We start from the raw sequence: 12,844 nt of genomic DNA, 5'->3' as shown, positions 1-12,844 counted from the left end.
TTTTAAATCTCCTGCATATTAATAATATTTATGTTAGTAACTTTGAACTCATCATCTCCTTGATAATCCCATTTTATATTCAAGTCTGACTTAGAGTTATCTAGTGTAATATTAACAAAACCAAATTTACCTTTTAAATAATTATTTGTTTTTCCATCATCCATATAAATAGAATGAGTACTTGTAATGGTTTTTAGAGGAGGAAATATTTTATAACTAATATCTATGTCGAATTTATTAAAGCCAGCTCTAGCTATATTTACAGGAATTACTGTATTTTCTCTGACAAATATAGGAATACTAGTTTCATCAACATCAAGACATATTGTTTGACCACCTTGATATATTTCACCAGTATAATAATCATACCAGCTAGAACCTTTTGGTAAATAAATTTGACGCTTTGTCTGTCCTTGCTCAAGTATATTAGCTATAAGCATTCTACCCAGTAAAAATTCTTGATTATCTTTAAATGTATTTGCATCATTTTCAAAATCATAGAAAGTAGGTTTTATAATAGGTTTTGCCTGACTATGAGCTTCATAACAAAGTTGATAAATATAAGGTAAAACCTCATTTCTCAATGAAAAAGCTTTTTGAATATTGTCAAATACACTTGGATACATCCAAGGAGTGTTTACAGTTTTATCTTCATTCCACGAATGTATTGTAAATCTTGGATAAAAAATACCATGCTGAATCCATCTTAGAAGCATTTCTGGAGTTGGAGCAGGACCTGAAAAGCCTCCTATATCATGTCCAAAATTATATATTCCTGATAATGACAATCCTTTAGCCATTTCTAAATTAAAAGGTAAAGTTTTCCAGTCAGTATTATTATCACCAGTCCAAGTTTGAGCATATCTTTGTAAGCCTGCACAACCTGATCTAGTTATTAAATAAGGTCTTTCATTAGGAGCAAAGTTAATTTGAGCCTCGTAACTAGCTTTAGTCATTAATAAACCTTGTACAGGTTTTACATGTTTAATTTCAATTTCTTCACCAAAGCCATTACAAACTGCTAAACCATTATAAACTTCATATTCATTATTATCATTCCATGTAGAGCTGATACCTTTCTTTAGAAGTTGTTCAGTAACGTTACTTTGCCACCAGTTTATAGTCTGAGGGTTTGTAAAATCTAGATAATATCCAAGTTCATCCCAATATTGTACAAGCTCTGGTTTATTATATTCTTTGTTATTTATATAACCATTAAAAGCTTCTATTTCACTACGTTTTGGGTGATCTTGTAATAAACATGGTTTTATATTTGCACATAGCTTTATGCCATTGTCTTGGTATTTTTTTGTGAATTTTTCAACATCAGGAAACTTAGTATAATTCCAGTTAAAAACATATCTTTTATTACCAATAGATGTATATCCTGAACTTAATTGAAATGAACCACATTGAATATCATATTTCTTACAATCATTAATAAAATTATTCATTTGCTCTTGAGCATCTGGCAAATCAGTATATGTCATTGTTGAACCAGAATAGTATAGGCTCCAATATGGAGGTAGGGCAGTTTTACCAGTTATTTGACTAAATGTCTCAGTAATATCAGAGATTTTTTCTCCAGATATAAAGTAATAATCTAAATCACCAGCTTTCGCATCATAATGAATATATGGGCCATGATAGTTATCTATTTCTTTACCGAAGTTGAAAACACTATCACTTAAATTATCATAAAAAATACCAAAATTAGTTTTACTAATAGGATTGTGGCTAATAAAAAAAGGAATATGCTTATATAGAGGATCAGATGTTTCAGCATCATAGCCCATAGGATCAGTAGATCTCATTATAAATCTACGTTTATCTCTATTTAAAGCCCCAGATTTTTCACCTAATCCAAAAAACATAGCTTTAGGTTCTTTAGCAAGAGCGTGGTATGCACCTCTATCCGACCAGTAATCAAAATTATACGCTTGTGTATGTAAATCTTGGGCTACCTTTAACCATTTATTATTTCTTTTCTCAAACCAAGTTATATGGAAACCATCAAGTTTAATTTCAGCTAGCAAATTTTCTGTATATATAGAAATAATACCTTCTTCATCATCATTAACCGTAAAGTTAGGACATGTCCATTGAGAGATATCTAGCTTATCGATTCCTTCAAATGAGATTTCAGAGTTTTTGGCAAAACTCCAAGTTTTAGGAGTTATGGTATTTAAACCTTTTGTTATTAAAATACGAAATATATTTTCTTCTAAAATTAAAACTCTAGCGTAAATATTTTTTTCTTCTAATTTAAAAGTGACTGTCGTATCAGAGATTTCTTCTAGCTTAAATTTTCGAATATCTAACATATATTTGTGTCCGTTAATTAATTTCTAAATTATTTTGGAACAACTGAGTTATTGCCCCATGTTTTTTGATGTTCCCATCCTGTAAGTTCTTCAACTATTTTAATAGCATGAGGAGGAGCATCGCTTAAATTACCTCCTGCACGAAGTCTTTCTAATTCTTCTATTAATATTGAGTGTTTTTTTGTGTTTAATCTAAATCTTGTAGAGGCAATAGCTCCTATAATACAAAAGAATATAGTTCCACCTATAAAGCATATATTTATTCCGACTAGAGCTGTTTCAGATTGAGCTGTTGCACTAGGAACAAATTCAAACAAAGACAAAGTGAAGCCTACTATAGCAAATGCTAATGCTTGTACTAATTTACGAGAAACGGTCATTGTACTAGCAAATGTGCCTTCTCTACGGTTTTTAGTTAAAGCTTCATCTACATCAGCCATAAAATTATATAAATTCCAAGGAGTGAAGTAACAACCAGCTCGAGCAAAACCAAGTATGAAGATCATAAATATAAATAGAATTAAAGATAACACGCCACTTATTAAAGGTAAGATACCAAAGATAATCATACTTATAATTAATATTACGATAGCTACACGGTAGCTCATAACACTCCCGATTCTTATACAAAGATATGCAAATATTGGTACAGATAAAACCTGAATAATGGAGAAAGATGTATAAACCCAAGAAGCAGAGCTTACATCATAATCTAACATGAATTTAAAATAGTAAGCAAAGCTAGCACCAAAAACATCTAGGGCAACAAATGCTCCTATATACATTAGTAAATTTAATCTAAAAGCACGAACTTTAAGTGTTGAAAGCATATTTATAAATATGCGCATCATTTCTTTTAAAAAACCAACTTTAACTCTTTTTTCAATTTCAACATCTCTTTCCCAAGTCCAGTTATAGACAAAGAACCAAGGTAGCATAAATAATATTGCACAAATACTTCCCATTACTACAAAAGATACTTTTTCATCAGAGAAAAAATATAAAATAGCAGCAGGTAAAACCCCAGCAACAATATTAGAGCTTTGGGAGAATATCATTCTCACGCCAGTCATTTTTGAACGTATTCCATAATTATCAGTCATTTCTGCAGCTAACGTTTCATATGGAACTTGGATCATAGTAAATATAAAATTAAATGCTACATAAGTTACTAAGTAGTACCAAAAAGGAAAATTAGGTAGCCAGAGTAATGCGAAAACTAGAACAAGAGGTGCACCAATAACAAAGAAAAATCTTCTTCTACCAAGAGGGCCTCTCCAGTTATCAGAGATGTAACCCATTATTGGGTCTGCAAATAAATCTAAACCTCGACCTATTGCAACAATCATGCCAGCTTCAGCTGCTGATAAACCTGCGACTTGAGTATAAAAGTACATTAACCATAAACCAAGGATTGTGAATGCACCGCCACCAAAAAAATCACCAGAACCATAGGCGATCATATTAGATAACTTTACTTGTTTTTTTTCCATAAAATAATAAGTTTATAGCCTCTAGATTTACTATAAATTATTTCTAACTTATTTGGAATTAAAATAAATAAAATTTATAAATGGTAGGATTAAACAATTTTAAAAAAAATAGAAATATTATATTCTTGAAAAATGTGGATTTCATTTTAGGAATATGAATGGTTGCTTTAAGAAAGCAAAACTCTTTCTTTTTACTTTGTTTCTTTGAGTTTTTTGAAAGATTTGGGTATTACGGATTTAGCTATACAGCTATATTATTTTTCATGAGTAAGTATGGTTTTGATTTTACAGAAAAAGATGCTGTATTACTATTTGGAGGTTTTGCCTCATTAACGTATGTTTTTAATGCTATTGGTGGATATGTTGCTGACAAAGTCTTTGGTATTAAAAAGACTATGTTTTTGGGAGCAATTTTTTTATTGATTGGATATTTTAGTCTAGCATTAAGTCCTTATTTTATAAGTATAGATAATTATGTATATGTAAGTTTAGCCTGCATTATAGTTGGTTCTTCTTTATTCAAACCAGCGCCTACAAATTTAATATCTAGAATATATACAGATAAAGGAAAGTTAGATTCTGTTTATACATATTTCTATATGTCTATAAATATGGGGTCATTATCTGCATCCCTCTTGATTCCTATTTTAGCTACAAAATATGGTTATACGGCTGCTTATGGAGTTTGTTCAGTTGGTTTTGCAATTGGTATTTTGAATAGTTTAATAAGTTATTCAAGTATAAAAGATATTGATAATGAAGTGGGGTTAAAAGGCGTAAGTAAATTGAAAACAGCGTCTATAATATCAGTTTTTATTCTTGCAATTGTTGGACTTAGCTTTATTTTGCAAACTAATAATACTATTAATTATATTTTATGGTTTGGAGCAGGAGTTATTTTTGGAGTATTTGCATTTCAAATTTATGTAGAAAAGGACCCTAAATCAAGAAAGAAAATAGTAGCAGCTATTATTTTATTGGTTTATGCTGTGCTTTTTTTTGTTATTTATCAACAAAAAGCAACATCATTCTTTTTGTTCAATGTCCATCACGTTAATCTAAATTTATTTGGATATATTATTAATCCTCAGACAATACCAGGAGTTTTAAATACAGCTGGTATTATCATATTATCTCCAATATTAGCATTTGTTTATACTAGGTTAGGAGATAAGGATTTAAAGTTACCATTCAAATTTGCACTAGGTATATTATTTTGCGGCTTTGCATATGGAAGCATGTTTTTAGCTTGTCTATTAAATGACCCAACTGCAAAAGTTAGTATACTTTGGGAAGTGCTAGCAATAACTATATTTTTCTCTTCTGGAGAGTTATTGATATCAGCATTAGGACTTTCATTAATGGCAAAATTATTACCGGAAAGAATTACTGGTTTTGCAATGGGGACATGGTTTATTACCTCAGCTATAGGTATCAAGATAGGAACTACAGTAGCACAAGTTGTTACAAGTGGTATTCAATATGATGAATCAAAAGGTTTTGATATTCAGATGACTATAGATAGTTTTCATAAATATCAGGAACTATTTGGTTATGTTTCTTTAGTAGCTATAGTCTTTGCAATAGTCGCTTTTTTAATAGGCAAAAAATTAAATAGAATGATTCAGGATTAGTAAAAAATATTTTTGCAAAGTATATAAATAAAGCTCATTCTAGAACTAAAAGCTTTGTCACATAGACCTTTTGTATTATTTATCATAAAGGAGTTAAAGAATAGATATATAGTTAAGCAATATTTAATAAGTAATTGCTAGATAATTAACTTTGTTACAAAAATTAAGTATCATATAAATATATTTGTATTTTTATGTTTTTATGAAAAAAATTATATTCTTAGGATCTTGTATACTTTTTATTAGTGGTTGTGCTTCTACTAAAGTAAATATAGTGAAATCACCAGAGAAGATAGATTCTATTTGTGTTGTCAATAATAAAGAAGTTACTATTCCTAATTTTCAAGAAACAATCCTGGATCAGTTACAAAAACGAGATATAAAAGCATATGTTGTCCCTTCTTTTGATAAAAAGAATAAATGCCAAGCATCTCTTAAATATTCAGCATCTGAGTCTTGGGGACTTACGACAAATATAGACTATACTGAGCTTGTATTATATAGAACGGCAAATGATGAACATCTTGGGTTAGTAAGATGGAAAATGCCAGATAGTATTACTTTAAAGAACTATAATAATGATATAGATAATGTAATACCAACAATGCTTAATGAATTATTACCTCTTAATAATCAGATGGAAACAGATCTCGACGTTAGTGATTCTGAAGAATATGAGCAGGATACTAAACAATATAAAACTGGTTTTGATCTTTTGCCTTATGCTTTTCGAAGACCTAGTGTAGCACCAGAAAAAGGGTTCGGTAATTCAGCTTTCTTGAAAAATTTTTTTAATATATAAAATTAACTTTGCTCTTTATATTGATTAAATAAACCTTCTGTATTCATATTTTGTTTATTTGTTGAGTTTTCTTTTGTGTTATTAGCATCATCTTGCTGAGTATTAGCGTTTTGGATATTTGATTTCATTAGATCTAGGTTTATTGCATAAAGAGGGTTAAATGATAAATATACTAAGATGATTAATGTGAAACTTATACACTTTTTCATTATAAGAACATTTGCAGTATTTTTAAAATTAAAACTATTATCTCTTTAAATAGATGATATATCAAATTAGTTATTCAGCTTTTGGTGTATAGCATTAATTGTAAAAAATATTCAGCTAGTTATACTTTAACGATCGGCTTGATGAGGTGGAGAGAGCTATTTATGATTTTTGTATCTTATGTTTTGATTTTTATTCAGTTATTTATAAGAATATATTTTGTTTATAAACTTTCTAAGTTTAAGTTGTCAGCTTGGTATATATATTTATTAAACCCTTTGATAGATATTTTATATATGCTGATAGCATCTGCATTAAAAGATATACCATATGACTATGTTACTTTAATGTTGCTAAACTCTTTACCTGATATATTTATGGCATGTTTTGGATATATTATGTTTAAAAAGCATTTGGATGATTATCCTAAGAAACTGGTTTTATTTAGCAATAATGGCGTATGGTTAATATTAACATTAGTAGTGTTTGCTACGTTGTATATCTTATATTCGTTATTTCTTCACTTTGTTCCAGTATATGATGTTAGCTGGGATTTTGATATATATCTGTTATTTTGGATGGTCGCTTTATATTCAGGATTAGTTATGGTTGCCAGAGGTTATTTCTTAGGGTTATTAGTTTTAGGTGTTTATACTATTTGCTCAACTTTTGCGATATTCTATTATAATGAGGCAGACTTATTAGAACTTTCAATAAAGAATCTTAGTACTTTAACAGGAATTTGTAATTTATTAGCCTATATACTATGTTGTTTCATTTTTATAAATTCATATGTGAAATATTTAAAACTTAAACCTTAGTAAAATCTAATTTTATAAATATATTCAAAATATATGTATACATAGTGATTTATTGTGTTACAATCATTCAGTCGCAAGTGAGTTTTTGCGTAAATTATAAATTTATCAAGAATAGTTTTAGTTTTGTCTCTTATTATTTTAGTTATCTTTAATTTTTTATAATACTTTTACTTACTTAGTCATTAACTAAATAACAATAAACAAGAGAGAAAAACATGAGTGAAAAACTTAAAGGAAAAGTAAAATTTTTCAATGATTCAAAAGGCTTCGGATTTATTACTCCAGAAAATGGTAGCAAAGATGTATTTGTACACGTATCAGCTTTATGGAGTGCTGGTGGAACGCTAAGCGAAGGTCAAAATGTAGCTTATAAAACTCAAGCTGGAGACAAAGGTCCTCAAGCTATAAATATAGAAGTTTTATAATAAATATCTTTCCCCCTAAATTCTAAAATTTTTTTAATCAAAAACTATCTATCAAAAATTTACTAAATAAGAAATGAAAATGGATTATTAATTGTAAGTTTTTATATGCACTATTTTCAGAATAAATTCTTAAACTATCAAAATGAATTTTATATAAGTAAATTGTATGCTTAAATGATCTTATAAATTATTAATTTTTATAAAGGATTTATAAGTGAAGAAAGTATTAAAAGCAGGGTTATTGCTTTCAAGCGTATTAGTAAGCTCAGCGATCGCATGCACAGCTATAACTATAAAAGGTAATGATGGTGATGTAGTTGCAGGAAGAACAATGGAATGGGGTTTTGATTGGGATTGGAGCTTGACCTACATGCCAGCGGGAACGACTCATACTTTAACTGCACCAAAAGATTTAGACTTACCAAAAGAAAATTATTCTTCTAAATATTCTGTATTAGGTACTGGTATAGCTATATCTAAAGATGATTTCTTTATTGCAGATGGACAAAATAGTGAAGGGCTTAGTCTTAGTGCTAACTATTTACCTGGATTTACTCAATATCAGGAAGTTGAGAAAACTGATAAAAATTATGCATCTATCTTAGAAATAACAACTTATATTTTAAGTCAGTATGATAATGTTGATGATGTTAAAAAAGGACTAGAAAAATATAAAGTTTGGAATGATAGCTCTACAGATGTAAATGGAGTAGTACCAGAAGTTCATTTCTTAATATCTGATAAGAATGGTAATGCAATGGTTGTGGAATATGTAAAAGGAGAAGTTCACTTTTATAATCCAGAATTAGATGTGAAGGTTATGACAAACTCACCAACTTATGACTGGCACTTAATAAACTTAAGAAATTATTTAAATTTATCAAATAAAACAGTTTCTAATATAAAGTTATACGATGAAAATGGCTTAATTCCTCAAGGGGCTAAATATAAAACTATAGATGGTCTTGGACAAGGTAATGGATTGTTAGGTTTACCAGGTGATTATTCTCCATCATCTAGATTTATTAGAACCGCAGTATTAGGCTACTATTCTGATAATGAAAATATTGAAGGTGAAAGTACTCTAAATAAAGTCGCTCATGTTTTACATAATGCAGATATTCTTAAAGGAGTTGTTGCAGAAGAAGTTGATGGTAAAACATATTATGATCATACAGCATTTACAGCGATAAAAGATTTAACAAATAATACTCTTTATGTGAATGTGTATGATAATCCACTTAATTCTGTTTCTATAGATTTAAACTCTCTGGATAAGCAACACGCTAAGGAATTCACTAAGAATATTAAAGATTTACCATACCCTAAGTCTGATATAACAAGCTCATTAGTATAATTCATCTTTTCTAAAATATATTTCTCTACTTCTGTTTTGATAGAAATAATAATCTAAATAAAAGTGTAATTTGTTAAACTAATAAGTTAGATGATATTTTAAGTTTCAAATATGGCGTTATATACCTATCCATCAAATAAGTTAGAGTATCTAGTTAAGGTTTTATCAAAACTTTTTGATTATGAAAAGAAAGATATTTTTGCTCCGACACAACTAATAGTTGGTAGCCGTGGTATGCAGCATTGGTTAAGTATGCAACTAGCAGAATGTCGAAGTATAGCTATGAACTTAAACTATGATATGGTCAATGGATATATACTAGATATTTGCTATAAGTTAACAGGCAAACAAGATTATAAAAAATCTTATAGTAAAGATATTTTGACTTGGAGAATATATAAGCTTATTGATGAGATTGATTCTGAAAAACTAGGAAAATACTGTTTAGGAAGTAATCTAAAGAGATATCAATTATCAGCTAAAATTGCTGAAGTTTTTTCAAAATATATTTCTTATCGCACAGATTGGTTAGAGCTATGGGAGAAAGGACAGACCATAACTTCTGATTTACAAGATGATGAAGATTGGCAGATGCAATTATGGCAAAGCCTAGTCAAAGAGATTCCAGATACTCCATATAATGTGCAGAAAGAAGCTGTTAAAAAACTTAGCGCTAATACTCTAAAAAAGCATGACATACCTTCAAATATCTATATATTTGGGGTAAATACAATCTCGCCAAAAAACTTAAGCTTTTTATATCAGCTAGCTAATTTTATTGATATACATATTTTATATATAAATCCATGTAGTGAGTATTGGTATGATTTGAAAAAGACAAAAATATCTACATGGTTAAATCAGGATGATTACGAACTTCAACCACTTTTAGCAAACTTAGGTCAGCAAGGTAAAGAATTTTTCAATGAACTTTTAAATAATGAGAAGAAGCAAGAATTCAGCGTATTTGATAATTCTCAGTTAGATTTTGCAAAATTAGAACACCATGGACAAAGTCAGCTGGTAAGTGTTCAGAGAAATTTATTAGAGCTTAATTGTGAAAATTATTCAGAAGGTAAAGATAATACTATTTCAGTAAATTCTTGTCATAGCCCACTTAGGGAAGTACAAGTTTTGCATGATAGGCTTCTAGATATGATAAAGGCAGATAGTGCTATTAAGCCTAGAGATATATTGGTAATGTGTCCAAATATTGAGGATTATGCACCATATATTGATAGTGTTTTTTCTAGGTATGGTGATGATAAGAAATTACCTTGCTCAATTGCAGATAGAACTCTTTTAGATTCAGAAGCCTTAGCAGCTAGCTTTATAGATTTACTCCAGCTTCCAGAAAGCAATTTTGAGGTAAATAAAATCTTAGATTATTTAGAAGTACCAGCTATTCAGCAAAAGTTTAAGATATCTAATGAAGATTTAGAAGCTATCCGCTACTGGCTAAAAGAGGCTTGTATACATCATAGTAATGATGGAAAAACATTTTCTTGGTCATGGGGGTTGAGAAGACTTATATTGGGTTTTAGCTTTTCAGATAGTGGTGAGATAATAAATGATAGTTTACTAACAGTACCGATAATAGAAGGTAGTGAAATTAGCAAGCTTGGTGGTTTGTACGAGCTTTTAGAGCTATTGGCTGAATATTCTGAACAGTTGCAAGAATCACGAACTTTTGATGAATGGCATAGTTTTTTATTGGAGATGTTTACAAGTGTTTTTGAGATTACTAATGATGAAGAGTATATTGCTAAAAAAATAAAAGATCTGATCGCTAAAACTGTAGAGACTACTAAAACTATAATAAGTGATGAGAAGATTGATTTATATACAATCAGATACTGCCTAATATCACAGTTGTCTGAACCAATAATTAATAACCACTTTCTAAATGGCAAGGTGACTTTTTGCTCAATGACGCCAATGAGGAATGTACCATTTAAAGTTGTAGCGATGCTTGGTTTAAACAATGGTAGTTTTCCAAGAAGAGATATAGCTATTAGTTTTGATCTTATGGCTAAGCTAGGTAGAAGAGTAGGTGATAGAACTAAGAGAGATGATGATAGATATTTATTTTTGGAGTCGATATTATCGGCAAGGCAAAATTTGTATCTAAGTTATATTGGCAAGAGTGTGAAAACAAATGTCGATCAAGAAGCGAGCTTGATTCTCAAAGAATTTATTAGTTATTTAGGTGATAACTATAACTGGAAAAAAGATAATGTAAAAGAATATCCACTACATGCTTTTAGTCCAGAATGTTACTCAGACAAGTATAGAAGTTATGATGAGGCTTGGCTTAGATTGATAGAAAAACAGCCACAAGCATTTTATGAAAATACTGGTAAAGCTAATGTGAATTTCCCGGAGCATTTAACAATTAGTAAATTGGTAAATATTTTTGATAATCCTTTGAGAGCTTACGCTAATTATGGATTAGAATTAAAGTTAGAAGATAATTTTGAAGAGCTAGAAGATAGTGAACCGTTTGATATTGATGGTTTAGAAGAGCATAGTTTAAAACAGCAACTCTTCGAGAGTATTAGCCAAGGTCAAAATACTGATATTATCCAGAAATTGAATAAGCTAAGTGGGAAATTACCAGAGTCAGTGCTGACTGATGATGAGCTAAATACACAAGTTCAAAATATGCAAATACTTGTTGAGTCAGCGAATATCTCAAATTATGAAAAAAGGTACTTTGAAGCAAAACTAGAAAGTTGTGAACTAAGCACAAATTGTTATGTTAAAGAGAATCAGATAATGTTTATTACAACTTCTAATAATTTTGGTGTAAAACATAGGTTTGAGGCTTATTTAAGAGCATTGTTAGTAGCTTATGTAGAGCAACAAGATATTAGAGCAATTTATCATTTTTTAAAAGATGATAAACCAAGTGAATTTGTACTAGAGAAAATAGAATACTCAACTGCTAAAGAATTATTAGAGCATTATGTAAACCAAGCAAAAGAGCTAATCACTAAACCAAAATTAGTACATTTAGCTTTAGCAGAAGCTTTATTTGTAGATGGTGAAGCTTATGGTAAAAAGTACAAAAAATCCGATAAACAAAAGCAAGTTGCTTGGGATAATGCTATTTCAGATGAGAATAACTATAAAGCTCTAGATCAAGATAAGTATTTTAAGCTTTTTTATAGTGAGTTTCCTAGCATGAGTGATTTTGAGGGTGAGGAAACTTATAAAGGTTTTTTTGAGGTTTTGAATACCTATGAGAAATAATACGCTGAGATTATACAAAAACATCTATATAAGCTTTGAAATAGCAATAGCTGCTTGTTTATGTTTCTTACTTGGGTTTTATGTGTCAGGATGGATACATAAAGGGCAATCTATTATAGGTGGGTTTTGGTGTTTGATTACAGTTTCAACAATATTGCAATCAAGTATTAAAGATTCATATTCATCAGCATATCAAATCTTTATAGGTTCGATTATAGGTGGTGTGACAGCATTTATTTTTACCTCGGTTTTTGGATACTACTATTATGTTATGATTTTGGCAGTAGCAATAAGTGTATTTATCACAGCTAGTTTAGGGCTTGAGAATGCTATAAAGATGAGTAGTGCAAATGCTGGAGTAATTGTAGCTTTAGGTTTATATCAGCCGAACTATTCTCCATTTTTAAATACAGGTTTGCGATTGATTGAAACTTTTAGTGGGACAGTAATAGCATTGTTCTTTATATTCATTAGTAGAATATTTAAGGTAAGGTCTGATGATTAACAAATATAGTTTAATATTAAA

Annotated in this window: 10 protein-coding genes; 7 read left to right on the top strand and 3 right to left on the bottom strand. The window is 29.6% G+C overall.

Going from position 1 to position 12,844, the window contains the following annotated elements; genetic code table 11:
* Positions 1 to 2 precede the first annotated feature (2 nt).
* Together KX01_RS06810 and KX01_RS06805 are read right to left on the bottom strand one after the other, a co-directional pair.
* On the bottom strand, positions 3 to 2,324 hold the full coding sequence (locus KX01_RS06810; RefSeq protein ID WP_071664271.1) for a glycoside hydrolase family 31 protein: 2,322 nt from the start codon (positions 2,322 to 2,324) through the stop codon (positions 3 to 5).
* Between the two features lie 29 nt (positions 2,325 to 2,353).
* On the bottom strand, positions 2,354 to 3,817 hold the full coding sequence (locus tag KX01_RS06805; RefSeq protein WP_071664270.1) for an MFS transporter: 1,464 nt from the start codon (positions 3,815 to 3,817) through the stop codon (positions 2,354 to 2,356).
* A gap of 158 nt (positions 3,818 to 3,975) precedes the next feature.
* On the opposite strand from KX01_RS06805, the gene KX01_RS06800 reads away from it, so the two are divergent.
* Together KX01_RS06800 and KX01_RS06795 are read left to right on the top strand one after the other, a co-directional pair.
* The gene (locus KX01_RS06800) at positions 3,976 to 5,451 is read left to right on the top strand and encodes a peptide MFS transporter (RefSeq protein WP_071664269.1); all 1,476 of its coding nucleotides are present in this window, start codon (positions 3,976 to 3,978) and stop codon (positions 5,449 to 5,451) included.
* A gap of 202 nt (positions 5,452 to 5,653) precedes the next feature.
* Positions 5,654 to 6,253, top strand: coding sequence for a hypothetical protein (locus tag KX01_RS06795; RefSeq protein WP_071664268.1), 600 nt, complete (start codon positions 5,654 to 5,656; stop codon positions 6,251 to 6,253).
* Between the two features lie 2 nt (positions 6,254 to 6,255).
* Here KX01_RS06795 and KX01_RS06790 read toward each other — a convergent pair whose 3' ends face one another.
* Positions 6,256 to 6,462 (bottom strand): hypothetical protein, encoded by a 207-nt coding sequence (locus tag KX01_RS06790; protein WP_071664267.1) that lies wholly within the window; start codon positions 6,460 to 6,462, stop codon positions 6,256 to 6,258.
* Positions 6,463 to 6,624: 162 nt separating this feature from the next.
* Here KX01_RS06790 and KX01_RS06785 point away from each other — a divergent pair, with 162 nt between their 5' ends.
* From KX01_RS06785 to KX01_RS06765, 5 genes are all read left to right on the top strand, one after another.
* Positions 6,625 to 7,281, top strand: coding sequence for a hypothetical protein (locus KX01_RS06785; RefSeq protein ID WP_071664266.1), 657 nt, complete (start codon positions 6,625 to 6,627; stop codon positions 7,279 to 7,281).
* A 215-nt stretch (positions 7,282 to 7,496) separates the two neighbouring features.
* Entirely contained in the window at positions 7,497 to 7,706 is a 210-nt protein-coding gene (locus KX01_RS06780) for a cold-shock protein (RefSeq protein ID WP_071664265.1), read from the top strand.
* Between the two features lie 214 nt (positions 7,707 to 7,920).
* Positions 7,921 to 9,063 carry a linear amide C-N hydrolase gene (locus KX01_RS06775; RefSeq protein WP_071664264.1) on the top strand — a complete coding sequence of 381 codons (1,143 nt, stop codon included), beginning with the start codon at positions 7,921 to 7,923 and terminating at the stop codon, positions 9,061 to 9,063.
* Positions 9,064 to 9,174: 111 nt separating this feature from the next.
* Positions 9,175 to 12,318 (top strand): exodeoxyribonuclease V subunit gamma, encoded by a 3,144-nt coding sequence (gene recC, locus KX01_RS06770; protein ID WP_071664263.1) that lies wholly within the window; start codon positions 9,175 to 9,177, stop codon positions 12,316 to 12,318.
* Positions 12,308 to 12,823, top strand: a complete 516-nt coding sequence (locus KX01_RS06765) for an FUSC family protein (protein ID WP_071664262.1) — start codon at positions 12,308 to 12,310, stop codon at positions 12,821 to 12,823. The genes recC and KX01_RS06765 overlap by 11 nt, the downstream gene beginning before the upstream one ends.
* The last annotated feature ends 21 nt before the right edge of the window (positions 12,824 to 12,844 follow it).

The organism is Francisella frigiditurris (genome assembly GCF_001880225.1).
GTDB lineage: Bacteria > Pseudomonadota > Gammaproteobacteria > Francisellales > Francisellaceae > Francisella > Francisella frigiditurris.
This window is presented reverse-complemented; position numbering and strand designations above follow the sequence as displayed.